This is a genomic window from Pseudomonas sp. AC252, from assembly GCF_979258105.1.
Genome location: NZ_OZ409837.1, coordinates 3,787,323 through 3,813,679 on the forward strand (window position 1 = coordinate 3,787,323; position 26,357 = coordinate 3,813,679).

Here is a 26,357-nt window from a genome sequence, read left to right on the forward strand (position 1 = left end):
AGCCTGCTCGCGAAGCGGTTGTGTCAGTCACCATCAATGTTGAATGACACAGCGCTTTCGTGAGCAGGCTCGCTCCCACAGGTGGTGTGGTGGTTTCAATCAGTGCGCATGGCAATCGTTGATTGCTGCGCGCTCCTTGCCGCCGAGGATGTTGAACAGCAGGTTCAGGGTCAGCGCGCTGAGGGTGGCCATGGCGATGCCGCTGTGGGTGATCGGGCTCATCCACAGCGGCAGGTGGGCGAAGAATTCCGGACGCACCACCGGGATCAGGCCCATGCCGATGCTCACCGCGACCAGCAACTGGTTGCGGCGGTCACCGATGTCAGCTTCCTGGAGGATCTTGATGCCAGTCGCGGCGACCATGCCGAACATCGCAATCGCCGCACCGCCCAGCACCGCCGGGGGAATCGACGCCACCAGAAACGCCGCTTTCGGCAGCAGGCTGAGGACGATCAGAAGACCACCGGCAACGATGGTCACCGAGCGGCAACGCACGCCGGTCATCTGCACCAGGCCGATGTTCTGCGCGAACGAGGAGTGAGTGAAGGTGTTGAAGAAACCGGCAAAGAACGACGCGCCGGCATCGCACAGCAAGCCGCGACGGAGCATGCGCGGGCAGACTTCCTGGCCGGTGATCTTGCCCAGCGCGAGGAACATCCCGGTGGACTCGACGAAGATGATCACCACCACCAGACACATCGACAGAATCGGCGCGAGCTCGAACTTGGGCATGCCGAAATGCAGCGGGGTGACGAACTGAATCCACGGTGCGCTGGCCATGCCGCTGAGGTCGACCATGCCGATCACGCCGCACAATACATAGCCCAGGCACATGCCGATCAGCACGGAAATGTTGACCCAGAATCCGCGCATGAAGCGGTGAACCAAGAGGATGGTGGCCAGCACCAGCGCGGCGATGGCCAGATAAATCGGCGATCCGAATTGCGCGGCGTCGACCCCGCCACCGGCCCAGTTCACGGCCACGGGGAACAGCGATAAACCAATCGAGGTGATGACCGTGCCGGTGACCAGCGGCGGGAAGAAACGCACGACCTTGGACATGAACGGTGCGATCAGCATGCCGAAGAAACCGGCGGCGATGGTTGCACCGAAGATTCCTTGCAGGCCGATGCCAGGCATGCCGGCCATGGCGACCATGCTGCCAACGGCGGCGAAACTGGCACCCATCATCACCGGCATGCGGATGCCCATGGGGCCGATGCCGAGCGACTGAACGATGGTGGCGATGCCGGCGACGAGCAGGTCGGCGTTGATGAGGAAGGCGATTTCTTCACGACTCAGGCCAGCGGCCTGTCCGATGATCAGCGGCACCGCGATGGCACCGCCGTACATCAGCAGAACATGTTGCAGACCGACCAGGATCAGTTGCAAAAGGGGCAAACGCTGAATGGCGGGTGCGTCGGGGATGCGCGCTTTGGACAGCTCGGACATGCAACACCTCGGATCTTTTTTATTCTTGTGATTAACAGCTGCCGGGTTGCTTGCAGCTGTTTCTTTGCATCAGGCAGACCGCGGAGCGGCCATTCGCGGGCAAGCCCGCTCCCACACAGGCTATGCAAAACCCTGTGGGAGCTGGCTTGCCAGCGATGCTTTTAACGATTAATTGGTCTGCGCTCCCTGGGCAATCCAGGCACCGATCAGGTCACGTTCCTGCTGGGTCATCTGGGTGATGTTGCCCAGTGGCATGATCTGTGTGGTGATGGCTTGCGCCTGAATGCGCGCGGCGTTCTGGCGAATCTGCTCGGGGGTGTCGAACATCACACCGGCCGGGGCTGCGCTGAACAACGGGCTGGTCGGCTTGGACGAATGGCACACCGTGCAACGCTCTTGAATCACGTTGTGCACTTTGTCGAAACCGGGGCCGGCATTCGAGGCTTGCGCAGGTGCCGCCGCAGGAGCTGCGGGTGCCGCAGGTTGCGCCGCTTCGGCCGGTTTCGCGCCACCGCCCAATGCCGTCTCCGGCAGCGGTTGGTACTCGATTTTCGCCGGTGCCTTGGCCACTTCAGGTGCGTTCGACATCGGCATCGGACCGGTGACGTAGGCCAGGCAGATCATGCCCACCGCTGCCACTGGCAGGGTCCAGGCAAACTTGTGGCTGTCGTGACGGGTGTTGAAGTAGTGACGCACCAATACCGCCAACACCGCGATCCCGGCCAGGATCAACCAGTTGTACTGGCTGCCGTAAGTGCTCGGGAAGTGGTTGCTGATCATGATGAACAGCACTGGCAGGGTGAAATAGTTGTTGTGTCGCGAACGCAGCAGACCCTTGGCCGGCAGCGCCGGATCCGGCGTGCGGTTCTCGGCGATCGCCGCCACCAGTGCGCGTTGCGCCGGCATGATGATGCGGAACACGTTGCCGACCATGATGGTGCCGATGATCGCGCCGACGTGCAGGTACGCACCACGCCCGCTGAACACTTTGCTGAAGCCATAGGCCGCGGCAATGATCAGCACGAACAGGATGAAGCCGAGCAGGGCAGGTTTCTTGCCCAGGGCCGAATCGCAGAGGAAGTCGTAGACGAACCAGCCGACGATCAGCGAGCCGATACCGATGGCCACACCTTCAGGACCGCTGAGGCCGCTGCCGGGTGCCACGAGGTAGAGCACTGGATTGGAGTAGAACACCACGCACAGCAGCGCGATCCCCGACATCCAGGTGAAGTAGGCTTCCCACTTGAACCAGTGCAGGTTGTCCGGCATGGACGGTGGGGCCAGTTTGTATTTTTCCAGATGATAGATACCGCCACCGTGGATCGCCCACAGATCACCGGCCAGACCGGTTTTCGGGTTGACGCGGTTGAGGTTGTTCTCCAGCCAGACGAAGTAGAACGACGCGCCAATCCAGGCCACGCCAGTGATCATGTGAACCCAGCGCACGCTCAGGTTCAGCCATTCCAACAGATGTGCTTCCACAGTCTTTACCTCTCGCCCGTCACTCTTGTTGTCGAGTGATCGGACCTTCTCTTATTGGTGGGGGGCGAGGATCAACCGCTCATCCTCTTTGAAAAAATGCTCATCGCAGTTATTGCCTGTGCCACTGCGATCAACCACCAGGAAGTCATCCCGCTTTTCGATCGTCAGCACCGGGTGGTGCCAGACGCCGCGATGGTAATTGATGCCCTGCCTGCCGTTGGTGACGAAGGCGCGGACCAAGCCTGATACAGGTGCATCGCCAACTGGCGCGACCACGATCAGAAAGGGGTTGCCGAGCAGCGGAATGAAAGCCTGGCTGCCCAGCGGATGGCGTTCCAGCATGCAAACGGTCAGCGGCATGTCCTGCGCGTCGGCGCGGAAAATGCTGATGATTGCGTTGTCCTCAGGCGTAGCGGTTTCGACCGTCGCCAGTTTGTGGAAGCGCATGGTCGAACCGTTGTTGATCATGAAGTGATCGCTGCCGTCGGTTTCGATCACGTCACCGAAAGGGGCGAAGGCTTCTTTGGTCAGCGGTTCAATCGTCAATGTGCGCATGCTGTTCTTCTTATCCGGATTCTGTGTTGTTAGATCTATCGCCATCGCGGGCAAGCCCGCTCCCACAGTGGACTGTGGCGTTCACAAAACCTGTGGGAGCTGGCTTGCCAGCGATTGGGTTCAACCTTGTTTAGCGACCTTGCCCAATACACGCAGGCGACTCACGCCACCATCCGGGAACACGTTCAGGCGGATGTGGGTGATCGGGCCGAGTGCCTTGATCTGCTCGACGAAGGTGTGTTCGGCGTGCATTTCCAGCTTCTGGCTTGGCAGCAGTTCGCGCCAGAACAGCGACTGGGTTTCGATCTGGCTGTCGGTGCCGCCCTTGACGAACGCGCCCTGGATCGAGCAGGTGTCCGGGTAGTTGCCTTTGAAGTGCAGGGTGTCGACGACGATTTTCTCGATCTCGCCCGGATGACCCAGCGCGACGATCACCCAGTCATTGCCCGGCGTACGACGACGTGCGGTTTCCCAGCCGTCGCCCATGTTGATGCCACGGCCCGGGTTGAGGATGTTGCTCATGCGGCCGAAGTGTTCGTCGGAGCAGGCGAGGGCGCGGCCACCGTTAAGGGCTGCGGCCAGATCGACTTGCTCGTTGTCGCCAACAGCGGACCAGTCGCGGAACGGAATGCCGTACACGCGCAGACGGGCAACACCGCCGTCCGGGTAGATGTTGAAGCGCAGGTGGCTGAACGCCTGGTCGTTGCTGATTTCGTGGAAGTGGTGGCTGTTGCCCTGCAGCTCGACGGCCGACAGCACTTCAGTCCACTGGGTGTTTTCATCCGGCTCGCCCGAGGCCAGGAAGCACGCTTCCAGCGAGGCCGACGGCGGATAGTTGCCGGTGAAGAATGAAGTGTCGATGTCCACGCCTTTGATCGAGCCCGGTACGCCCAGACGGATCACCGCGCTGTCGTAACCTTCAAAGCGCTTGCGGCGCGACTCCCAGCCGTCCATCCACTTGCCGTTGTCATCGAACACGCCCTCCTTCCATACGGCCGGGGTCGGTTGGAACAGACGATTGGCGTCTGCGAACCAGTCATCGGTGACCGAAATGATCTTGGTGCCCAGACGGGCGTCGGCCAGGTTGACGTATTTTTCGAAAGGTACGGCGTAAGCTTTCATTCTTCTTGTCTGCCTTTGATAAGTTGGCTGGGGATGCTCGCAGGGCCCTGGGCGTTTGCGCGTTCATTCACGCTCGGGCCAGGCTTGCTAAAGAGTCAGTAAACGGAACAGGGCAATCTTGTTGATCTCCGCCAGCGCGCATTTGAACTCGGCTTCCACCGAATTGTTGATGCGCGTTTCGAACGCCGCGAGGATCTGATGCCGGTTGCTGCCTTTTACCGCCATGATGAAGGGAAACTTGAACTTGGCTTTGTAGGCGTCGTTCAGCTCGGTGAAGCGCTGGAACTCTTCGGCCGTGCATTGGTGAATACCGGCGCCAGCCTGCTCATGGGTGCTGGCTTCGGTCAGTTGGCCCTGGACGGCGGCTTTGCCGGCCAGGTCCGGGTGAGCGTTGATCAGGGCCAGCTGGCTGGCATGATCGGCGCTCAACAGGATATCGCTCATGCGCTGGTGCAGGGTTTCGATCTCGTCGATCGAAGCGTCCGCACCGAGGTCGTAGGCCTTTTCGGCCACCCATGGCGAATGTTCGTAGATGTCGGCGAAGGCTTTGACGAAAGCGTCGCGGCTCAGGGTCGACGGTTGCAGGGTTTGAAAGCGGCTCATTTTGCAGTCCCTTGGTACGGGTGGGTTTCTTGCCAGTGACGCGCGATGTCAACGCGACGGCTGAACCACACCTGTTCATGACTTTTGGCGTATTCGATAAAGCGCTTGAGCGAAGCGAGGCGACCAGGACGGCCGATCAGGCGGCAGTGCAGACCGATCGAAAGCATTTTCGGCGCTTCGGCCCCTTCGGCGTAAAGCACGTCGAAGGCGTCTTTGAGGTATTCGAAGAAGTCGTCACCCTTGTTGAAACCCTGCACTTGCGTGAAGCGCATGTCGTTGGTGTCGAGGGTGTAGGGGATCACCAGATGCGGCTTGCCGGTCGGGTTGTTCGGTTCCCAGTAGGGCAGGTCGTCGTCGTAGGTGTCGCAGTCGTAGAGGAAACCGCCTTCTTCCATGACCAGGCGACGGGTGTTCGGCCCGGTGCGGCCGGTGTACCAGCCCAGCGGACGTTCGCCGGTCAGTTCGGTGAGGATGCGGATCGCTTCGAGCATGTGCTCGCGTTCCTGCGCTTCATCCATGTACTGATAGTCGATCCAGCGGTAGCCGTGGCTGCAAATCTCGTGGCCGGCCTCGACCATCGCACGGATCACGTCCGGGTGACGCTGGGCGGCCATGGCCACGGCGAAGATGGTCAGCGGAATGTCGAATTCCTTGAACAGTTTCAGAATCCGCCAGACCCCGGTGCGGCTGCCATACTCGTAAAGCGATTCCATGCTCATGTTGCGCGCGCCTTGCAGCGGCTGGGCAGCGACCATTTCGGACAGGAAGGCTTCGGATTCCTTGTCGCCGTGCAGAATGTTGCGCTCGCCACCTTCTTCGTAATTGAGCACGAAGGACAGGGCGATCCGGGCATTGCCCGGCCAGTGTGGGTGAGGAGGGTTACTGCCGTAACCGATCAGGTCGCGTGGGTAGTCAGCGCTCACTGCAGTCTTCCTTCTTGTACGTTGACAGATTGGTGTGGCGGCCTGGCAGGCTGGCGTCACAGCGATGGGCTGATTGTATACAACTTTATTTACATTTTGTAAGCCTGAATTTTCGCATTTTTCACCGGCTGTCATCTTTTGCTGTTAATGGTTCCAGCGTGCAAGAAACCTGCCTGACCAGTCAGCTAATGAATAGAAGGTTCAATGATCAGGCGCTTTGCTGGTTGATTGGCGATAAACGCCCGGATGGCGGGGGTGAAGCGAAAAATGTCGTTTTTATTGTGTACAATTTTTTTGAAAAGTGTCTTAATCAGTCGCTCGCCGCAGCGTTTCGTGCTCTGAAACGGTGCGGTCTCCTTTTCAACTGACTTCGGGAGGCGCGAGGTCTGACCGCTTGTTGTGGCCAGGCGCGCAGAATCAATGGGACGTTTGACAACTCACGTTTTGGACGCTGCACACGGTTGCCCGGGCAGCTCGATCAAGGTCGAGCTGTACCGCGTTGAAGGCTCGCAGCTGGAATTGGTCGCCAGTGCGACAACCAACAGCGATGGCCGGGTCGACGCACCGTTGCTGCAAGGCGACGATTATCGCACTGGCGTTTATCAGGTGCAGTTCCACGCCGGCGATTACTACCGCGCCCGCGGTGTGCAACTGCCCGAGCCGGCATTTCTCGACGTGGTGGTGTTGCGTTTCGGCATCTCCGCCGAGCAGGAGCACTATCACGTGCCCCTGCTGATTTCGCCTTACAGCTATTCCACGTATCGGGGCAGCTGACCCCCAAGCAGCTGCCCCCACCGGGAAGCGACTGCGCATATAGCTTCTTTGGTCTTTCGCCCGCCCACACTGCGGGCTTTTTTTATGGCCGCAATTTTCCCTCCAAACCGGCGACCGAGCGCCATGCTCAGCGTTCGCGAATGATGAATACCGAGTCAGGCTTGCCGGCAACCTTCAACACTCCGCCGATCAGCCAGACCACTTTGTTTTGCGCGGCGGCCTCGGTCAGCGCCTTGAAGGCGTCCTGGCCGATTCGCGCGGGTGTGCTCGGTTCGGTCAGTTCATTGCCGGGCACATGAGTGAGGCCTGCCTGGTCGATCGCTCCCAGTTTGAGGAAGAAAATCTGATCGTGGTGGGCCCGTTTGAATACCAGCGTCGGCATGCGATGTTCATACGTCAGCGGGAATAATTCGTAGCCGCTGTTAACCAGCAAGGAACCGATCAGCCGCCTCAGGTTCAGGTCCGAGGGATAGGTTGAGTAGTGATTCCAGGCCGCTGGAAAACGCTGCGGATCGAAGGTCAGGCGTTGCAGCTCACTGTCGACTTGGGAAGGCATCGGAATCAGTCGTTTCCCGCCAAGGTCAATATCCGGCGCCACGGTCAGCATGCTCATCGGGTCGGCGCGGGTCTGGGCCGGCGTCGTAGACAGCGGCCGGTGCTGCCATTGCTGCAACGCAGCATCAATGTTGACCAGCCCGGTGCCGGTGATCGTCGGCGAGTGGTCGGCCAGTTCGAATAGTCGTCGGGCCACGGCGCGCGCGGTGGCGTCAGAAAAATCGGGGAATGCACGAGCAACGGATTGGGTGATTGGCGCTTCGAAAAAGTGTTTGCCCGGATGTATTTCACCTGGATCGTTGCCGATTCGAAACGTGGCCACCGGCTGCAAGGCGGGGGCGGTGGCCAGCATGTGTTCGAACGCCTCGAAGTGCGTTGGCGCGAACTCGGGATGAAGCACGAAAAACACCCGGGGCGCGGGGTTTGAGCCAACGGGCACGATGGGATAATGCAACCAGCCAAGCTGCACCGATTCGATCCCGGCAGGCTTGTTCAAATGGCCCCAGGGCAACCAGAAATACGCCGGATGCTGATCCTGGGCGCTGGGTGCTTGCCGTGTTGCCGGTTCGTCAGTCTCCTCCAGCCGTGGCCGTTTGCTCGGGCCGGCGATGGGCTCTTCGGCCTGGGCGATCGGCTGTCGGCTGGATGATGGGGGCTCTGCGGGCTGGGTGCCGGGTGCTTTCTGCCGCCAGAACACGGTTCCCGCGATCTGTTCAAAAAATATCTCCGGTGCCGCATGGCTTGCCGCTGACGCCTGCTGATAGTCGCCGTCCTTGTTTTTGCGCACCATGACTGTTCCGTCAACCGTGGTGACAAAGGTCTGCTTGAGCTTGTTGTAGCGAATGCCATCAGTGGCCAGTTGCGGCTTGGTCAGCGTGTTGACGTCCGAGGGTGCGAGATAGTCGGGGCTGGCCAAGGTAGTCGGGGCGCGCCGGATCGATGGCCTGTCAGGGCGCTGGATGCTCCAGCTCGCCTGGCCTTCGTTGGGAACCAGGGCGAGGCCGGTGACGCCGGGGGCGAAAGTCAGGGGTAAATGGTAGTTGCCGTGCAGATCCTGTTCGACCACGAACCGTCCTTCACTATCGATTTGTGCGTACGTTCGCTGATCCGGACCGGTGAACAGACCGCTCTTGTCTGGCACGGCAATCAGCTCGTGAGCGCGCTCCTGCGGCCAGGGGATCGCGTTCCGAGTGGTGCCAATACGATTCGCTGTAGGCGGCAACTCATGAATGACCACCGCGGGCTGGCGATCAACCGCTGCGGAGGTGTCGGCGCCCCGGCTGAGGGGTGGCGGTTGAATGCCCAGCAGCAAGGCATCCGGCATGTGCAGACCGATGGTGTTGCTGCGTGTCGGCGAACCTGAGCCGGAGGCGTCGGGGAGGTTGGTTTTTGTCGTGACAGAAACTTTTTGGGTGGTTTGGCCATACTGAACTACTCATGAAGTGGATGCGCAGGCGCGCGCGGGCGCCTGGCAAAGCGCAGGGTTGCAAAGGGTGCTGTCGATTAATTGTTTTGCCGTTACGCTACAGGGACATTGAGGGTTGGCGTCGGCAGGAAGATCCCGGACTGATGGCTGCAACGATTGGCCACTTGCAACTCGGATGCTTCAACTCGCGAGTTATCGGCACGCAATACCCAGCCGTGTGCGGCAAAGCTGTAACTCACTGCCGCTGACTCATCGAAGATCCAGCCCGCGTTTCTGACCTTCACCACCTCGCTGGCCAGCGAGGCCAGTGCTGAGGGCAGCGGTCTGGTAGCGTTGGGGGCTTCAAAGAATCGTGCATCAAGGCCATCGCGGTAGACCCGGTCAAACACCAGATCGACTGTATGCACCACTCCGTTCTCAGTGATGACTCGAATCTGATCAATCAAGTCCTCGCTTTCGTACACCGGTAGGTAAACAGTACAGGTGCCGATGGATAGCTGATTGTTCGAGAGTCTGATATCGACGGGCCCGAGTTTTGTGGCATCGAGCTCCCACGTAGAGGAGTGCATCAGGCGCACGGTCGAGCTGGCGAGGGCGCCCGGTGTAGAAAGTCGCAGTGTCATGTTGGCAACGAGGTGTATCAGATACGTGGAGCCTTCTCCCACCAGGCTTTCCATCGCGGTTTGCACGGTCTGCGCGGTTAGCGTGGCACAGCAGTTGCGATTGCCCATTTCGTACGCCCTGTTTTCCGGCAGGGCATAACTGTAGCGTCGCGAGCGGACAGGCAAGGGCAGCTTCATTTGCCTGATCCAGTCCCTTGGTACGCTGTAATCGGTGAAGGCCGGCAGGACATCGGTTTCATCCGAGAGGCCGGCATTGATGGCGACACCGTCATTGAAAATCAGCACATAACGGTAAAACGGCCGGACAGCCATGGTGCGCAACATTTTTGTCAGGTTGTCTTGTTCGCCTTCATTACGAGCGGCGGCGAAATAATTCAGTTTGATCCGCTTTTCGCCAACGTGATAAACGAGATGACACCCTGCTGTCAGGTGATAGGACATGGGTTTGTATGCGAATAAATGCGCCTCGGCCTTTGTCAATTCATCGCTGCTGTAATCAAGATAGATTCTGGTGACGTTCTCAGCGCGCAGCACTGAGTAAAAAGTTGTCATGTTGCTGGAGCGGGGCAAGTAATAGCTCGCTTCCTGCTGATGCCTGATCCAGCACTCTTCGGCGTAAACGATAATGGGTTGTTGTGACTGACCAAGTTTGATCAGTATTTCAGCAAAGTCTGCCGCTTCGTCCTTTGAGAGTTTCTCCGGCAGCTCAAATCTGAAATGGAAACCGTCGCTGGTGATGAAAGTCAGATCCCTATTGACCAGTAGTCGGACGTTGGCTTTTGTTTCGTAGACATCATGGATGGTCAAGATGTTTTTTGATTGTTCATGAAACTCAAACCCCGAAGTGATAACCAGGTCGTTACCCTCGATGTGCCATGAGTCAATAAGCTCTTTTTTCCAGTTCAGTACGATATGGCTTGGCTGTTTGCCATCTTCGAAGATCGAGAAGCGTCCGGCCACATGCGCAATCAAATATTGATCGGCGCCCGCTTCACCGGATGCCTTGGCATTCTTGTGCAGCAGGTAGATCTGATCATCGCCGGCACCCGCTTCGATCACGTCACTACCGCGGGCCTTGATAAGGTTGCTTTGCGCCGTACCGGTCACGACGCTCGCGGCGCCGTTGACGGTTTCAACGTTTTCAATGCTGTCCAGCAAACTGTACAAGGCATACTTTTTGCCCAGTTCGCTTGATTTGTCGGTCGAAATGATCTGCAGCGTGCCGGCCAGCAGGTCCACGTCATAACCGGTTTTATCGGTGCGGTAATCGGAGTAACGGCCACCGAGCACCAGCGTGTCCTGGCCTGCGCCACCTCGCAGTATCGAATGTTCTGTTGCATCCACATCTTGCTTGAGGAATTCGGCCGCATTGTCGAACACGAACTGGTCGTTTTTCTCGCCACCGGTGAGGTCTTTTTCCCGGATTTGTAATGAAAGACGTTCGGTTTTTTTCGACCCCCTTGATTGAATCTCGACCTTCGGCCAGCAGCCACATAACGCTCTTGTTGTCTGCCGGGGTGCCTAGTTCGGCGCCAGGCGTGTTCTGTGTGACGCCTTCACGGGCATCGATGGTGTCATCCAGACCGACTATTTCAGGAACATGTACCGATTCCCAGGCGTCGCGTTTCGTCCACCAGTTTCGCTTCCAGACTTTGGTGGGCCGCAGGCGGACTTCGAATTGGCCATTGACGATGGCTTCGGTACTGTCCTTGAGAGGGCCATCGAGCAATTTTCTCGCCGTCGTCTTCAACTTGATGGAATGCTGCAACAGCGTCTTGGCCTTGATATAACGGTCTTGAACGTGCTGATCGATATCCGCCATGCAGAACGAAAACCAGCCAGTGCGCCAACGCTCATCCAGAGTGAGTTCTATGTAGTCGTCGATATCGTCGACAATGCGCACCGCACCATAGACCTGCGAGCCGATGGCTAGCATTGCACCGGCAGCCAATCCAACCGGGCCGGCGAAGGAAAAGCCGGCCATCGCCGCGGCGCCGAGAATCACCGTCATGGCGGCGCTGGTAATACTCAGGCTGGCGCTGACGTAATGATCCATTGCTTCCTTGCCCGTGGCGTTCTCGGCAGCATTCATGGATCGCACGGCGGTGTAGATATCGAAAGGCAGCGTCAGCGCGCCCCCGAGCAGACCGCCTGAACGGCCCAGCCTGAGCGCCATTCGGGTTCTGGCGAAGTCACGGTAGGCATGTTGCCCGACAGTGAGCATTTGGGTGGCAGCTTTGCTGACGCCAATGTCGACGGCGATCGAGCCAAGTTCCGAAGCGATGCCTGCGCTGTTGATCGCGATCTCTGCGGTGTTCTTTGTCTTGATTGCATCGAAGACTCCGCGCAGCCCCATGAATATCCCGAAGCCTTGAATACCTACGCTGGAGCCGAGTGTTGCGTAGCTTTTGGTCAATGTTTTCCAGCGTGGATGGTGTTGAGGCAGATGCACATGCTGCAGGTCGAGTGCCTGTGCCGCATTGGCGAGTTTCACCAGCTTGCGCCGGTAGTTGCCCGGTTCGTGCTCATCAGTAACGCGACCGCTGAAGAGCACGGGGGCGGTCAAGGGGCGATGACTGGCCATTTCAAACAGCAGGGTTGGCAATAAATAACTGTCACTGCCGGTGGCAGCCTTCATGGCATGTTCGACCTTGTTCAGGTCCAATTGCACGGCATCGATAAAAGAACGCTTCAGCACTCGACTGAAGGTGTTCCGACCACTCAATGGTTTGCCGTCGACGGTCGCTCCCAGACTGTCAAGCGCAACCCGCGTTATCGATATGTCGCCAATTTGCAGAGGGCCGAATATTTCGTCCGCGAACTTCAATTGGTTACGCTTGGAAGGGTGTTCGGGAAAGTCGATCGTTGCAGACGTGCGCTCGTTGCTCTCGAAAAGCATATCCGTGATAACGACCGTGTCGGTAACTTTCTGATTGTTTGGTTCTATTGCAGGATCGGTTTGAATCGAGGCGTTTTGTATCAAGGTGGCCATGAGAACTTCCTTGTTCAGGCTGTCGTTTCGAATTGCAGCGGATATTAAGGCGCCCCTTTGAGCGCTGTATATAAAGGGGTTGTTGCGGTGTATTGCTCGTCAATGATTACAGGGTTGGCGCGCCCTGGTTAATTGTAAACAGCAGCATCCCGACTCGAATCCGTTCAGTCGGGATGAACAGCCATTATTTAATGACTGCTGAGCAATGATGCCGCGCCGGCGCCGCCAAACAATCCGGCACTGATCCGGTTGAACCAGCTCTGGCCTTTACCGCTACGCAGATACCGCGCTGCGCCATGGGCGCCCAGGCCGTATGCCAGCTTGCAGCACAGGTCGAGTACCACCCAGGTCGCGATCATGATCAGCAATTGCGGCAGAAAAGGTTGGTTGGCGCTGAGGAACTGCGGCAGAAATGCGGCGAAGAACAGGATGTCCTTCGGATTGCTCGCGCCCAATACGAAGGCACGCCCGAACAGTGTGCGAAAGCGCGGCACCGGTGCGGCGTCAGGAACTTCGGCGCCCGTGGATGGCTGCCGCGATTGTTGCCAGCTCTGCCAGGCGAGATAGAACAGGTACAGCGCGCCGACGATTTTCAGTGCGCTGAACAACTGCTCAGATGCCAGCAAAAGAGCACCAAGGCCAAGCGCCGAAGCGCTGAGCAGGCAGACCGAGGCAATCACCCCGCCGAGAAACGCCGGGTAAGACCGGCGCAAACCATAATTCAGACTGTTGCTGATCATCAGCAACGACAGCGGTCCCGGGATCAGGATCACCACCAGTGCAGCGCCACTGAACAGCAGCCAGGTTTCCAGACTCATCGTTTTGCTCCTTTGTTGTTATCGAGATGCGCAAAAGCCCCACCCGTGAGGGTGAGGCTGGTTTGAAGCCTGAACCGCGCAGCGCTTACAGGAAGATGAACTTGGCGATGAAGATCGCGCAGAGCACCCACAGGCTGACGGAAATTTCCTTGTACTTGCCGGTGCCGGCCTTCAGCGCCACATACGTGATGAAGCCCAATGCGATGCCGTCGGCAACGGAGAAGGTCAGCGGCATCATGATCGCCGTGACAATCGCCGGAATCGCGTCGGTTGCTTCATCCCATTCGATGTGGGCCATGCCGCCCATCATCAGCATCGCCACGTAGATCAGTGCGCCAGCCGTGGCATAAGCGGGAATCATGCCAGCCAACGGGGCGAAGAACATGGCCGCTATAAATAGCACACCCACGGTGACGGCGGTAAGACCAGTCCGACCACCAGCGGCGACGCCGGCGGCACTTTCCACGTAACTTGTCACGGGAGGCACGCCAACCACGGCGCCGAATACGCTGGATGCGCTGTCGGCCTTCATCGCCCGCGAGAGGTTTTCGATGCGACCGTCAGCCGCGACGAGATTGGCGCGCTGGGCCACGCCCATCAAGGTGCCCGCGGTGTCAAACATGTGCACAAAGAGGAAGGCCAGCACCACGCTGATCATGCTGACGTTGAACACACCGGCGACGTTCATTGCCATCCAGGTCGGCGCCAGGCTCGGCGGCGCGGACATGATGCCCTCGTAGTGCACCAGGTCCAGACCCCAGCCGGCGAGGGTGACGGTGATGATGCTGATGAGGATCGCCCCAAACACGCGGTGGTAACTGAGGATCGCGATCATCAGGAAGCAGATCGCGGCCAGCAGTGGGCCGGGTTCGCGCAGCGAGCCGAGTTTGATCAGCGTCGCCGGGCTGTCGACGACGATCCCGGCAGTCTTCAGACCGATCAGGCCGAGGAACAGACCGACACCGGCGCCCATCGCAAAACGCAGGCTGACCGGAATGCTGTTGAGCAGCCACTCGCGAATTCGCGAAAAGGTCAGGAACATGAACAGCACACCCGAAACAAACACCGCGCCGAGCGCGGTTTCCCAGTTGTAGCCCATGGTGCCGACCACGGTGTAGGTGAAGAAGGCGTTAAGGCCCATGCCCGGTGCCAGGCCGACCGGCCAGTTGGCGTACAGGCCCATCAACAGGCAGCCCAATGCCGCGGCAATACACGTGGCGACAAAGGCCGCACCGTGATCGATACCGGCGTCGGCCATGATGTTCGGGTTGACGAAGATGATGTAAGCCATGGTGATGAAGGTTGTCAGACCGGCAATCAGCTCGGTCTTCACCGTGGTGCCATGCAAGCTGAGTTTGAACAGACGCTCCAGCAGGCCATTGCGTAATGGCGGCGTGAGCTCGAGCGGCGGTGCTTCGGATTTGCGGCTTTCCACAGCGAGTACTCCTCAAGAGTTTTATTGTTATTTCCAGGGCCGGACCCATGAGGGGTGGCAGCGGCCCTTTGAGGCATACGCGAATTTGTTGACCGTGTAGTCAGGAACTCGCACGCAGTGGATTATGCTTTTGTGTACAAATAAAGCAAATATTGTTTTGGGTTTTGTCGCCGATTTTTTTGTTGATAGGGATATATGGCTATCAAGCCATACGCGAGCAGGCTCGCTCCTACCTTTGTAATGCGTTCCCATGTGGGAGCGAGGCTGCTCGCGAAAGCGCCTGTTGATTCACTCAAGAGTTATCAGACTGCCACCCAAGGCCAGATTCACCGCCAACCAGCCATTCACCGCCGCTTCTCCAGCCTCGGCAAACACCCGCTCGAGCAATTTCACCTGCTCGCGGCGCAACGCCTGCTCGAACTTCGCGCCTTCCGCCGTCAGCTCGAGCAGGCGCTTACGTTTGTCCGTCTGTGAAGCGACGCTGTCGACCAGATGCATCTCCTGCAACTGGCGCAGCGGCATGTTCAGCGCCTGTTTGCTCACGCCGAGCAGAGCCAGCAGCTCTTTCACGCTGAGGCTCGGGTAGCGCGCGATGAAAAACACGATGCGCTGATGCACCCGCGAGAGTCCGCGGCGCTCGAGCATTTCATCTGCCTTGGCAGTGAACGCCTGGTAGCCGAAGAAAAACGCTTCCATGGCCTGTTGCTGACTGGAGGGGTTTTTAAGGTCAATCATGTTGACGTACTCGCTCAGGCTGTCGTAATTTCAGTCAACAAGTTTGACTCATTTTTCACATCCCTCGCTACGGTGACCTCCATGGCTTTTTCCGAACGTGTCTCGCGCCTGAAAAGTTCTTTGATCCGAGAAATCCTTGCTGCCGCTCAGCGTCCAGAAGTGATGTCATTCGCCGGCGGCTTGCCTGCCGAAGCGATGTTGCCGAAAGTGGAGTGGGCGGAGTTGCCGTTATCGCTTGGTCAGTACGGCATGAGCGAAGGCGAGCCGGCCTTGCGTGAAGCCTTGGCGGCAGAGGCGAGGGCGCTTGGTCTGGAATGCGAGGCGAGTCAGGTGCTGGTGGTCAGCGGCTCGCAGCAAACCCTGGATCTGGCGGCCAAGCTGTACATCGACAAGGGCACGGAAATTTTGCTTGAAGCGCCAACCTATCTGGCCGCGCTGCAAATCTTCCAGCTGTTCGGCGCCGACTGCCTGACCGTGCCGCAGGAAGCCGACGGTCCCAACCTGGCGCAACTGCGCAACCGTCTGCAACAGCACCGCCCGGCATTTATCTACCTGATCCCGACGTTCCAGAATCCATCCGCCGTACGCTACAGCGAGGCCAAACGCGCAGCCGTCGCCGCGTTGCTCGATGAGTTCGGCGTCACCCTGATTGAAGACGAGCCGTACCGCGAGCTGACCTTCGATGGCGGCAGTGCCAAGCCGATTGCCGCGCGCTTGAATAAAGCCAGTTGGATCTATACCGGCACCGTCTCGAAAACCTTGCTCCCGGGATTGCGTGTCGGGTACCTCATCGCTAGCCCGGATCTGTTCCCGCACCTGCTCAAGCTCAAGCAATCGGCGGATCTTCACACCAATCGCATCGGCCAGTGGCAGGCGCTGCAATGGATCGGCTCGCAGAAGTATCAACAGCATTTAAGCGAACTGCGTGATTTCTACCGGCAGCGGCGTGATGCGTTTCAGTTGGCGCTGGAAAGCCATTTTGCCGATCTGGCGGAGTGGAACATGCCGCAGGGCGGGCTGTTTTTCTGGCTGACGTTGAAGCAGCCTCTGGATACGCGGTCATTGCTCAACGAGGCGTTGGCCAATGATGTGGCGTTCATGCCGGGTGAGCCGTTCTTTCCCGAGCCAGACAAACATCACGGGCATTTGCGCTTGAACTTCAGCCACATTGATCCGGCGCGCCTGGATGAGGGATTGAAGCGGCTGGCGGCAGTGGTGCGGCGGGCGCAGCTGGAGAGAGCGGCCTAGCAAAACGCCGGCTCAAGGGCCGGCGTTGTCAGTGCGGGCCTCTTCGCGAGCCTGCTCGCGAAGGCGGCTAGCGCTCCAACCCATTAACATCAGACTGCAGCAAACCGCTTGTCCAGATAATCAATGATCACCTTGGATTCATACATCCAGGTAGTCTGCCCGTTCTCTTCGATACGCAGGCAAGGCACCTTGATCCGGCCGCCCTGTTCCAGCAACGTCTGGCGATCCTGCTCGTTGTTCTTCGCGTCTTTCAGTGCCACCGGCACATTCAGGCGATGCAGGGCGCGACGGGTCTTAACGCAAAACGGACAGGCATGAAACTGATACAGCGTCAGATCTTTTGCGGCAGCGTCGACTTGCGCCTGAGCAGCGGCGGGGCGTTTCTTCTTGCCCGGGCGGGTGATGAAGTCGATGAAGATAACCAGTTGGCCGAGGCCGACACGAAGCGCTTTGACGAACACGTTGAAAGCCTCACGGTGCAAATGAAGAAAGGCGCGCAGCTTACCCGATTTTTCATGGGCGAAAAAAACCGGCGATCAACGCCGGCTGTTTTCTGTTGCGAATTACTTGATGAGGCTGAGGAATTCGCTACGGGTTGCTGCGTTTTCACGGAACTCACCGAGCATCACCGACGTGATCATCGACGAATTCTGCTTTTCCACGCCGCGCATCATCATGCACATGTGCTTGGCTTCGATCACCACGGCCACGCCCAGCGCGCCGGTGACTTGCATTACCGCATCGGCGATCTGGCGGCTGAGGTTTTCCTGAATCTGCAGGCGACGGGCGTACATATCGACGATCCGCGCCACTTTCGACAGGCCCAGCACTTTACCGCTCGGGATATAGGCGACATGCGCCTTGCCAATGAACGGCAGCAGGTGGTGTTCGCACAACGAATACAGCTCGATGTCCTTGACCAGCACCATTTCGCTGTTGTCGGAGCTGAACAGGGCACCGTTGGTGACCTCTTCGAGCGTCTGTGCATAACCGCGGCAGAGGTACTGCATGGCTTTGGCGGCACGCTTTGGCGTGTCGAGCAGGCCCTCGCGGGACACGTCCTCGCCCAATTGGCCGAGAATCGCGGTGTAATTCTGTTCCAGGGACATGAAACTACCTGTGGGGATTTTCGCAAAGGGCAAGGGTACGGTGGCGGACACAACCCTGCAAGTTCGGTGTGACGGCTTTATTCGTCGCGACCTTCCATCATCGTCCGTTTCAGCATCACATAAACCGCGCCAGCGCCGCCGTGGCGGGCCTGACAGGAGCAGAAACCGAGTACTTGCGCGTGCTGGCGCAGCCAAGTGTTGACGTGGCTTTTGATCATCGGGCGCTTGCCATCCAGGCGCACAGCCTTGCCGTGAGTCACGCGCACGCAGCGGATTTCGAATTTGGTCGCTTCGGCGAGAAAGGCCCAAAGTGTCTCGCGGGCCTTTTCCACGCTCATGCCGTGCAGGTCGAGGCTGCCTTCGAAGGGGATCTGCCCGACCTTGAGCTTGCGCATCTGGCTTTCCTGCACACCGTCGCGGGACCACATCAGCTCGTCTTCCGGGCCGACGTCGATCACGAACTGGTCGGAAAGACCGTCAATGATGGTGGTGTCGCTGCGCACGGTGGCGGACTGACGCAGCTTGGCGATCTGCGCGCGGTCAGCCTTGGGTTTGCCGGTGTCGGCGCGGTCGTGCTTGATCGGCTTGACGCCCTGGATCGCACTTTTGAACAGAGAAAAATCGTCGTCTTGCATGTCAGCCTCCGCGAAGGGCGGCCAGTTTACCCAAGTCGACACAAAACGGCCCGGCAAAAAGCCAGGCCGTTGGGTCAGTCGTGTTTTTTCATCAGATGCGGGGACATGTTCAGTTCCCGCGATTGCCGTGCGCGACGGCGGCAGCGGCGCCACAGGGCAACGCCGAAATACAGAAACAGCAAACCGACGGCGAGCATGATTGCCGAGCCCAGCGGTGATGCGTTCAGGTCACCCAGCGCCGGCGGGCGGCCGAGCAGGCTGGCGGCGCCGGCCATCGCCAGCAGCACGCCGAACGTCGCCAGAATGGCCGAGATCGCCGCGCCAAATCGAAAACGCCAGTTGCTTTGGCCTTTGGGCCGCAAACGGCGTGCGTCAAATCCATCGGATAACTTCATTCCGACCTTCCTCAATGGTATCGGCCCTTCGACCGGGAGTTGACCGGGTTGTTCCTGAGGCTATGGCATTTGCGGCAAATCAGCGGATATAGCGGATGAGCGGCGCCAATGCACCGCTCACAAGGGCAGGGTCAGATCAGGTCCTGAGTCTTGGCCAGCGTGGCGAAGTTGTCGGCCATGATCGCCATTTCCGCTTCCTGCACGCGTTCGGCGCTGAGCACGCCGCCCTTGAAGGGCAGATCGCGAGTCGCGCAGGCGTCTTCGACCAGGGTGCAGCGGAAACCGAGGTTCTTCGCCGCGCGCACGGTGGTGCTGACGCTGGAGTGGCTCATGAAACCGCAGACGATCAGGTCAAGCGAGCCGAGGTTTTGCAGACGTTCGAGCAGCTCGGTGCCATGGAATGCGCTGGGTAGCAGTTTGCCGATAATGGTTTCATCGCCTTGCGGTTCCAGACCGGGGATGAATTCGCCACGTTCGCCCTGCGGGTCGAACAGGCCACCAACGGTGCCGAGATGACGCACGTGCACGATCGGCCGACCGGCGGCACGGGCTGCGGCAACCACTTGTTTGATGTTCGCGACGGCCGCGTCCATGCCGCTCAGGGCGAGCGGGCCACTGAGGTATTCCTTCTGGGCATCGATGATGACCACGGTGGCATGGCTCAGTGTGGCCGCTGCGTAACCGCGACCGCTGAGTTGAAACATCGTTTTTGGAACGGACATTCTGGGGCTCCTCGGGGTGGGGCTTTTGCGACATTGTCCTCTGGCTGAGCGGTTCTGTGAATCGCTACCATCGTAGGCGCCGTCGTTCTTGGCCTGCAGCCTTGTCAAGTTACACGTTCCGTTCAATGCCTGATGCAAAAAAGAAATCTCCTACCGTCGCCGCGCGGTTTTTCCTGCGTCGTCGGCGGGCGTTTTGGCTGCTAGAATCGCCAGTCGTTTTTTTGGAGTTCTATGCCGTGATCACTTCCCGACTTCGTACCCTGCGCGACCATATCCGTTGGGCCGTCAGCCGCTTCCATGGGGAGGATCTGTTTTTCGGCCATGGCACCGACAACGCCTGGGACGAGGCGCGCCAATTGGTACTGGGCGCTTTGCACCTGCCTTGGGAAATCGCCGACAGCTATCTCGATTGCGCGCTGGAGGACGATGAACTGGTCAACCTGCAGCGCCTGCTCAAGCGCCGCATCGAAGATCGCGTTCCCACCGCCTATCTGCTCGGCGAGGCGTGGTTCTGTGGCATGTCGTTCATTGTCGACCCGCGCGTACTGATCCCGCGTTCACCGATCGGTGAGCTGATCGAAAACCGCTTCGCACCGTGGATCGGTGATGAGCCGGCGCGGATTCTTGACCTGTGCACCGGCTCCGGTTGCATCGGCATCGCCTGCGCCTACGAATTTCAGAACGCCGAAGTGGTGCTCGCGGATCTGTCGTTCGAGGCGTTGGAAGTGGCCAATCAGAACATCGAGCGCCATGGCGTCGATGAGCGTGTCTACACGGTGCAGGGTGATGGCTTCGAGGGCCTGCCGGGGCAGCGTTTCGACCTGATCGTGTCGAACCCGCCGTACGTCGACGCGGAAGATTTCGCCGACATGCCGGACGAATATCAGCACGAGCCGGAGCTAGGCCTGGCCTGCGGTGATGATGGTCTGAATCTGGTCCGGCGCATGCTCGCCGAAGCCGCAGATCACCTGACCGAGAAAGGTTTGCTGATTGTCGAGGTGGGCAACAGCCAGGTGCACGTCGAGGCGTTGTACCCGGAAGTCGATTTCGCCTGGCTGGATTTCCAGCGCGGCGGGCATGGCGTGTTCATGCTGACAGCCGAGCAGTGCCGCGCGCATCAGGCACTGTTTGCCTCACGCGTCTGACCGGTTAAAAGCTCGCGAGCAGGCTCGCTCCCACATTGGAATGCATTCCCCTGTGGGAGCGAGCCTGCTCGCGAATGGCCGCGACGCGGTCTCAAGCCATCAACGGTGCGTAGCAATCCAGATCAACAACCCCGCCTGAAACACCGCAAACGCCACCAGGCACGTAATGGTGAAGCGCAGCCCGGCGTCTTCGCGCTTGAACTTGCTGACTTTCTCTTCCTGCTTTTTCAGCTTCACTTCCTGCTCAGCCAGATTCTGCTCGGCCTGCTGCAGCATCTGTGCGGCTTCAAGAATTTCAACGATCTGCAGCTTTTCGCTGTTCCAGTCACCCAGCAGATCACCGACCTGCACCGCCTTGATGCTGCCTTTCAAATGCTGGGCGTCGGCGTAAGCCACATCGAAACCGTGCACGCGTAGAAAGTGATCACGACGCAAGCGAGTGTCTTCGTTGAGTGCGTCCTTGTTGTTCAGGTCCATGCCGTCAACGGTGTATCCCGGCCAGCGCTTCTTAGCCCAATTGATGCCTTGCGCGGCCATGAAGCGGCCGATACCGCGATTCAGTGGTTCGATCTGCAAGCCACTGTCGGGACCGAAGCTCACACGTTTGCTCGCGTGGTCGACCCACACATCAAGATGATTCTGCTCTTTGCGCACGCGCTGGTTGGGCAGCTTGATCGCCATGCGCATCAGGCTGCGCTCTTTGCTGTTGCGCTCGGCGTAACCGAATTCGACAAAACGCAACGGCCGGCCGCCGGTGTTGCGGTCGGTCTGCAGTGGCGCCAGGCGAAGCATCTTGTGGTGCTCGGCCTGAACGTCCGCCCACGGCAGCTCGACCGCTGGCGGTGCGTCTTTTTCAGCGCTGGTGTCGGGTGAAGTCTGGGTGTCAGTCATAACGGCGAGATCCTGTCCAAGCCCTGCTTGCCGCCAGACGTTGCGCTGGCGACAAAGGCTTATCGGCCGTTTTCTGTGAGGCTGGAGGGTAAAACGCAGTTAACTTGCACGAATTCCGTCAATAAATTCGATGACAGCAGCGCCGAGTTCGGCGGCCAAGGGCAAATTCGGGTCCTTGTAGGAGGCCAGTTGCCGTTTCATGTCGTTATGGACGATGCGCAGCACATGGTTCATGCCATCGATCACCGTCAGTTGCGCGTCCGTTTTCGCCGCCTTGAGCAGCTTCGCGTCCTCGGTGCCGACCTGAATGTCGTTGCTGCCTTGAACGATCAGTGCCGGCATTTTCAGCTGGGCAAAGGCTTGCGCCGGGTCCTGACGGAACAGCGAAATCAGGTAGGGCTGCACGCTTGGGCGGAAGATCACCTGCAACGGTTGCGGCACGTTGTCATCGGTATGGCCGGCCTTGAGGCTGTCGAGCAGTTCGTTGCTGCGCAGCATCAATGGCGGCGGCAGGCTGCGCGCCAGCTGTTCGCGGATTACCTGATCGACGGGGCGCGCGCTGCCGGACAGCGAGATCACCGCCGCTGCGTCCAGCTTTGGCGCAGCCAGACTGGCAATCAGCGCGCCTTCGCTGTGGCCGAGCAGAATCAGTTTGCCGAAACGCGGATCGGCCTTGAGCTTCTGCCCCCACGCCACCGCGTCTGCTGCATAGCCTTCTACTGACAGATCACGTTCATCGGGAGCGGCCGCCAGACTCGCTGCGACCCCGCGCTTGTCGTAGCGCACGCTGGCAATGTTGTGTTTGGCCAGCACCCACGCCAAGCGCTTGAGGCTGTCATTGCGTCCGCCGTCGGGGTTGTTTCCGTCGCGATCGGTAGGACCTGAGCCAGAAATCATCAGAACAATCGGCACCGGGCTGTCGGACTTGGGCAGCAACAACGAACCGAAAAGTTCGCCTTTGCCAGTGTCCAGAGTGATCGGGCGTTGTAGGACTGTCGCCTGGGCAAAGCCGGTAAAGAGGGTAAGACTCAAGATCAGAACTCGCAGCATCATCACGCCATCATTGGTCAAGGTGCCGGTTGGACTCGCCAGCACCACTAAGGTTCGAGGATGAACTACTCGGTTAGCCTGCGTATACTGGCGCGCATCAAGAATTCGGGTTTGATTTCACGGAGCGTCCTGCATGTCCGGCAATACCTATGGCAAGTTGTTCACTGTCACCACCGCTGGCGAGAGCCATGGTCCGGCGTTGGTCGCCATTGTCGACGGCTGCCCGCCGGGTCTGGAGATTTCCCTGGAAGATCTGCAGCGTGACCTCGATCGCCGCAAGCCTGGCACCAGCCGCCACACCACTCAGCGCCAGGAAGCCGATGAAGTCGAAATCCTCTCCGGCGTGTTCGAGGGGCGCACGACCGGTTGCGCGATCGGCCTGCTGATTCGCAACACCGACCAGAAGTCCAAGGACTACTCGGCGATCAAGGACCTGTTCCGCCCGGCTCACGCCGACTACACCTATCACCACAAATACGGCGAGCGCGATTATCGCGGCGGTGGCCGTAGTTCAGCGCGGGAAACCGCCATGCGCGTAGCGGCCGGTGCGATCGCCAAGAAGTACCTTGCGAGTCAGGGCATCGTCATTCGCGGCTACATGAGCCAGCTCGGCCCGATCGAAATTCCGTTCAAGACCTGGGATTCGGTCGAAGAGAACGCCTTCTTCAGCCCTGACCCGGACAAGGTCCCGGAACTCGAAGCCTATATGGACCAGTTGCGCCGCGATCAGGACTCGGTCGGGGCGAAGATCACCGTGGTCGCCGAAGGGGTGATGCCGGGTCTTGGCGAGCCGATTTTCGATCGCCTCGACGCCGAACTCGCCCACGCGCTGATGAGCATCAACGCGGTCAAGGGTGTCGAGATCGGCGCCGGTTTCGCCTGTGTCGCCCAGCGCGGCACCGAACATCGCGATGAGCTGACGCCGGAGGGTTTTCTCAGCAACAACGCCGGCGGCATCCTCGGCGGTATCTCGTCCGGCCAGCCAATCGTTGCGCATCTGGCCTTGAAACCGACCTCGAGCATCACCACTCCGGGCCGCTCGATCGACGTGAATGGCAACCCGGTCGATGTGATCACCAAGGGTCGTCACGACCCATGCGTCGGCATCCGCGCGACGCCGATTGCGGAGGCGATGATGGCCATCGTGCTGATGGATCACCTGCTGCGCCACCGTGGGCAGAACGCCGATGTGCGAGTGAGCACGCCGGTGCTGGGCCAGCTCTGATGGCTGCGCTCAAAGCCGTCGCGGCATAACCGGCGTGGCGGCGCTTCCTTACTGGCGGCTGTCCAGTTTCTATCTGTTCTATTTCGCCTTGCTCGGTTCGACAGCGCCGTTTCTGGCGCTGTACTTCGATCACCTTGGCTTCAGCGCCGCACGCATTGGCGAACTGGTGGCGATTCCGATGCTGATGCGCTGCGTGGCGCCGAACATCTGGGGCTGGCTCGGCGATTACACCGGCAGGCGTTTGGCCATCGTGCGCTTTGGCGCGGTGTGCACGTTGCTGACCTTTTCGCTGATTTTCGTCAGCCAGACCTACGCCTGGCTGGCGATGGTCATGGCCCTGCATGCGTTCTTCTGGCACGCGGTACTGCCGCAGTTCGAAGTCATCACTCTCGCGCATCTGCAGGGGCAGACGTCGCGCTACAGCCAGATTCGCCTGTGGGGTTCGATCGGCTTCATCATTACCGTGGTGGTGCTGGGGCGGCTGTTCGAATGGCTGAGTCTGGACATTTATCCGGCGGCGCTGGTGCTGATCATGGCCGGCATCGTTCTCAGCAGTCTGTGGGTGCCGAATGCGCAACCGGCACAAGGCAATCGGCCGGCGGGCGAGGGTTTTCTCAAGCAGTTGCGCCATCCCGGCGTGTTGGCGTTTTATGCCTGCGTCGCGCTGATGCAGGTGAGCCACGGGCCGTATTACACCTTTCTGACTCTGCATCTTGAACGCCTCGGCTACAGCCGTGGCGTCATTGGCATGCTCTGGGCCGTTGGCGTGGTCGCCGAAGTGCTGATGTTCATGGCCATGAGTCGCATCCTGGCGCGCTTTTCCTTGCGTCGAGTGCTGCTGGCAAGTTTCCTGCTGGCGGCGTTGCGCTGGGTGCTGCTCGGTTCGTTTGCGGAATTTCTCTGGGTGCTGCTGTTCGCCCAGGTGCTGCATGCAGCGACGTTCGGCAGCTTTCACGCGGCTGCCATCGCATTCGTGCAACGTAGTTTCGGCGCCCGCCAGCAAGGTCAGGGCCAGGCGCTGTATGCGGCACTGGCCGGCACCGGCGGGGCGCTCGGCGCGCTGTATTCCGGTTACAGCTGGAATGCCCTCGGCCCGACACTGACCTTTAGTATTGCCAGTCTCGCAGCGCTTGCCGCTGCCGTTATCATTGCCACACGTATGCAAGAGGACAGGCCATGAGCCTTAGCCGTGAACAGCTCGCCCAGCAGATCGTTGACGCCGGGCGTTTTTTATATGGCCGGGGCTGGTCGCCAGCCACCAGCAGCAATTATTCGACACGCCTGTCGCCAAGCGAAGCGTTGTTGACGGTGTCGGGCAAGCACAAGGGCCAGTTGAGTCTGGATGACGTACTCGCCACCGATCTGTCTGGCAATAGCCTGGAACCGGGCAAGAAACCTTCCGCCGAAACCTTATTGCACACCCAGCTCTACAGCTGGCGCGCGAAAATCGGCGCGGTGCTGCACACTCATTCGGTGAATGCCACGGTGTTGTCGCGCCTGACTCCGCAAGACTTCATCGAGTTCGAAGACTACGAACTGCAAAAAGCCTTCAGCGGCATTTCCACCCACGAATCGCGGGTGCGCGTGCCGATTTTTGACAATGATCAGGACATTGCGCGCCTCGCCGCCAAGGTGCAGCCTTGGCTCGACGCCCATCCCGATTGCGTCGGTTATCTGATTCGCGGCCATGGCCTCTACACCTGGGGCGCGCAGATGAGCGACGCGCTGCGACAGATCGAGGCCTTTGAATTCCTGTTTGAATGCGAGTTGAAAACCCGCAGCGTCATGAACCGCCAAGGCTGAGTTCACCAGAAACAGCCCGTTTGCCTGATGACACGCTGCGCCCGACCGGTCTTGAAGAGCCGGACGGCGCCGCCGCTACCGAGGAATTGCCCATGAGCAGCCTGTCCGTTTATCACGTTTCCAGCCCTGAGATTCCCAACAAGGTGCTGACCCATTTCGAAGACATCGCCTCGACGCTGGCCGAGCAGGGCGTGCGTTTCGACCGCTGGCAAGCCGCGGCGAAGATCCAGCCTGGTGCCACTCAGGAAGAAGTCATCAGTGCTTATAAAGAGCAGATCGACAAACTGATGACCGAGCGCGGCTACATCACCGTCGACGTGATCAGCCTCAACAGCGACCATCCGCAAAAAGCCGAACTGCGCGCCAAGTTTCTTGAAGAACACCGCCATGGCGAAGACGAAGTACGATTTTTCGTCGCTGGGCGTGGCTTGTTTACCCTACACATCGACGATTACGTCTATGCCGTGCTCTGTGAAAAGAACGACCTGATCTCGGTTCCGGCCGGCACCAAGCACTGGTTCGACATGGGCGAACATCCGCACTTCGTGGCGATCCGTCTGTTCAACAACCCGGAAGGCTGGGTTGCCAATTTCACCGGCGAAGACATCGCCGGCCGCTTCCCGCGTCTAGAGGACTGAA

At 59.3% G+C, this 26,357-nt stretch carries 25 protein-coding genes; 7 read left to right on the forward strand and 18 right to left on the reverse strand.

Annotated features, from left to right (window positions below; all coding sequences use genetic code 11):
- Positions 1-99: 99 nt before the first annotated feature.
- From ACZZZ4_RS17315 to puuE, 6 genes are all read right to left on the reverse strand, one after another.
- Entirely contained in the window at positions 100-1,452 is a 1,353-nt protein-coding gene (locus ACZZZ4_RS17315; protein WP_039763799.1) for a nucleobase:cation symporter-2 family protein, read from the reverse strand.
- 168 nt (positions 1,453-1,620) lie between these two features.
- Entirely contained in the window at positions 1,621-2,934 is a 1,314-nt protein-coding gene (locus tag ACZZZ4_RS17320) for a urate hydroxylase PuuD (protein WP_129999230.1), read from the reverse strand.
- A 51-nt stretch (positions 2,935-2,985) separates the two neighbouring features.
- Complete coding sequence (locus tag ACZZZ4_RS17325; protein ID WP_039763801.1) at positions 2,986-3,489, reverse strand: ureidoglycolate lyase; 504 nt, start codon at positions 3,487-3,489, stop codon at positions 2,986-2,988.
- Between the two features lie 120 nt (positions 3,490-3,609).
- Positions 3,610-4,611, reverse strand: coding sequence for an allantoicase (alc, locus tag ACZZZ4_RS17330; protein ID WP_463548300.1), 1,002 nt, complete (start codon positions 4,609-4,611; stop codon positions 3,610-3,612).
- Between the two features lie 87 nt (positions 4,612-4,698).
- A complete protein-coding gene (uraD, locus tag ACZZZ4_RS17335) occupies positions 4,699-5,214 on the reverse strand; it encodes a 2-oxo-4-hydroxy-4-carboxy-5-ureidoimidazoline decarboxylase (protein ID WP_039763804.1) in 516 nt (171 codons plus the stop codon).
- Positions 5,211-6,137, reverse strand: a complete 927-nt coding sequence (gene puuE, locus ACZZZ4_RS17340; protein ID WP_463548301.1) for an allantoinase PuuE — start codon at positions 6,135-6,137, stop codon at positions 5,211-5,213. The genes uraD and puuE overlap by 4 nt, the downstream gene beginning before the upstream one ends.
- 420 nt (positions 6,138-6,557) lie before the next feature.
- Between puuE and uraH the strand changes: the two genes are divergently transcribed.
- Positions 6,558-6,911 (forward strand): hydroxyisourate hydrolase, encoded by a 354-nt coding sequence (uraH, locus tag ACZZZ4_RS17345; RefSeq protein ID WP_024012214.1) that lies wholly within the window; start codon positions 6,558-6,560, stop codon positions 6,909-6,911.
- Positions 6,912-7,038: 127 nt separating this feature from the next.
- Here uraH and ACZZZ4_RS17350 read toward each other — a convergent pair whose 3' ends face one another.
- The 5 genes from ACZZZ4_RS17350 to ACZZZ4_RS17370 form a co-directional block, all read right to left on the reverse strand.
- Positions 7,039-8,790, reverse strand: coding sequence for a hypothetical protein (locus tag ACZZZ4_RS17350; protein ID WP_463548302.1), 1,752 nt, complete (start codon positions 8,788-8,790; stop codon positions 7,039-7,041).
- 194 nt (positions 8,791-8,984) lie between these two features.
- Positions 8,985-10,895 (reverse strand): hypothetical protein, encoded by a 1,911-nt coding sequence (locus ACZZZ4_RS17355; protein WP_463548303.1) that lies wholly within the window; start codon positions 10,893-10,895, stop codon positions 8,985-8,987.
- Positions 10,896-12,695: 1,800 nt separating this feature from the next.
- On the reverse strand, positions 12,696-13,325 hold the full coding sequence (locus ACZZZ4_RS17360; RefSeq protein WP_039763810.1) for a LysE family translocator: 630 nt from the start codon (positions 13,323-13,325) through the stop codon (positions 12,696-12,698).
- Between the two features lie 85 nt (positions 13,326-13,410).
- Positions 13,411-14,760 carry an NCS2 family permease gene (locus tag ACZZZ4_RS17365; RefSeq protein ID WP_039763812.1) on the reverse strand — a complete coding sequence of 450 codons (1,350 nt, stop codon included), beginning with the start codon at positions 14,758-14,760 and terminating at the stop codon, positions 13,411-13,413.
- 288 nt (positions 14,761-15,048) lie between these two features.
- On the reverse strand, positions 15,049-15,495 hold the full coding sequence (locus ACZZZ4_RS17370) for a MarR family winged helix-turn-helix transcriptional regulator (protein WP_463548304.1): 447 nt from the start codon (positions 15,493-15,495) through the stop codon (positions 15,049-15,051).
- 81 nt (positions 15,496-15,576) lie between these two features.
- On the opposite strand from ACZZZ4_RS17370, the gene ACZZZ4_RS17375 reads away from it, so the two are divergent.
- Positions 15,577-16,743 (forward strand): aminotransferase-like domain-containing protein, encoded by a 1,167-nt coding sequence (locus ACZZZ4_RS17375; RefSeq protein ID WP_463548305.1) that lies wholly within the window; start codon positions 15,577-15,579, stop codon positions 16,741-16,743.
- 89 nt (positions 16,744-16,832) lie between these two features.
- On the opposite strand, the gene ACZZZ4_RS17380 is transcribed toward ACZZZ4_RS17375, so the two are convergent.
- The 5 genes from ACZZZ4_RS17380 to ACZZZ4_RS17400 all read right to left on the reverse strand — a co-directional run bounded on the left by ACZZZ4_RS17380 (position 16,833) and on the right by ACZZZ4_RS17400 (position 19,604).
- Complete coding sequence (locus tag ACZZZ4_RS17380) at positions 16,833-17,204, reverse strand: glutathione S-transferase N-terminal domain-containing protein (protein ID WP_071171524.1); 372 nt, start codon at positions 17,202-17,204, stop codon at positions 16,833-16,835.
- A gap of 102 nt (positions 17,205-17,306) precedes the next feature.
- Entirely contained in the window at positions 17,307-17,852 is a 546-nt protein-coding gene (folE, locus tag ACZZZ4_RS17385) for a GTP cyclohydrolase I FolE (RefSeq protein WP_016773769.1), read from the reverse strand.
- A gap of 77 nt (positions 17,853-17,929) precedes the next feature.
- Entirely contained in the window at positions 17,930-18,487 is a 558-nt protein-coding gene (locus tag ACZZZ4_RS17390; RefSeq protein WP_016773770.1) for a Smr/MutS family protein, read from the reverse strand.
- Positions 18,488-18,561: 74 nt separating this feature from the next.
- The gene (locus tag ACZZZ4_RS17395; protein WP_016773771.1) at positions 18,562-18,882 is read right to left on the reverse strand and encodes a hypothetical protein; all 321 of its coding nucleotides are present in this window, start codon (positions 18,880-18,882) and stop codon (positions 18,562-18,564) included.
- A 131-nt stretch (positions 18,883-19,013) separates the two neighbouring features.
- On the reverse strand, positions 19,014-19,604 hold the full coding sequence (locus ACZZZ4_RS17400) for a cysteine hydrolase family protein (protein WP_016773772.1): 591 nt from the start codon (positions 19,602-19,604) through the stop codon (positions 19,014-19,016).
- A 236-nt stretch (positions 19,605-19,840) separates the two neighbouring features.
- Here ACZZZ4_RS17400 and prmB point away from each other — a divergent pair, with 236 nt between their 5' ends.
- Positions 19,841-20,749, forward strand: coding sequence for a 50S ribosomal protein L3 N(5)-glutamine methyltransferase (gene prmB / locus ACZZZ4_RS17405; RefSeq protein WP_039763818.1), 909 nt, complete (start codon positions 19,841-19,843; stop codon positions 20,747-20,749).
- A 99-nt stretch (positions 20,750-20,848) separates the two neighbouring features.
- Here the strand turns inward: prmB and ACZZZ4_RS17410 are convergent, their stop codons facing one another.
- Positions 20,849-21,640: a hypothetical protein gene (locus ACZZZ4_RS17410; protein ID WP_463548306.1), complete on the reverse strand. Its 792-nt coding sequence runs from the start codon at positions 21,638-21,640 to the stop codon at positions 20,849-20,851.
- 99 nt (positions 21,641-21,739) lie between these two features.
- A complete protein-coding gene (locus ACZZZ4_RS17415; protein ID WP_463548307.1) occupies positions 21,740-22,693 on the reverse strand; it encodes an alpha/beta hydrolase in 954 nt (317 codons plus the stop codon).
- Positions 22,694-22,823: 130 nt separating this feature from the next.
- Between ACZZZ4_RS17415 and aroC the strand changes: the two genes are divergently transcribed.
- From aroC to ACZZZ4_RS17435, 4 genes are all read left to right on the forward strand, one after another.
- The gene (gene aroC / locus ACZZZ4_RS17420; RefSeq protein ID WP_042608494.1) at positions 22,824-23,915 is read left to right on the forward strand and encodes a chorismate synthase; all 1,092 of its coding nucleotides are present in this window, start codon (positions 22,824-22,826) and stop codon (positions 23,913-23,915) included.
- 34 nt (positions 23,916-23,949) lie between these two features.
- Positions 23,950-25,095 (forward strand): MFS transporter, encoded by a 1,146-nt coding sequence (locus ACZZZ4_RS17425; RefSeq protein WP_039763826.1) that lies wholly within the window; start codon positions 23,950-23,952, stop codon positions 25,093-25,095.
- A complete protein-coding gene (locus tag ACZZZ4_RS17430) occupies positions 25,092-25,718 on the forward strand; it encodes a methylthioribulose 1-phosphate dehydratase (protein WP_463548308.1) in 627 nt (208 codons plus the stop codon). The genes ACZZZ4_RS17425 and ACZZZ4_RS17430 overlap by 4 nt, the downstream gene beginning before the upstream one ends.
- Before the next feature lie 92 nt (positions 25,719-25,810).
- Positions 25,811-26,356, forward strand: a complete 546-nt coding sequence (locus tag ACZZZ4_RS17435) for a 1,2-dihydroxy-3-keto-5-methylthiopentene dioxygenase (RefSeq protein ID WP_039763876.1) — start codon at positions 25,811-25,813, stop codon at positions 26,354-26,356.
- Position 26,357 lies beyond the last annotated feature (1 nt).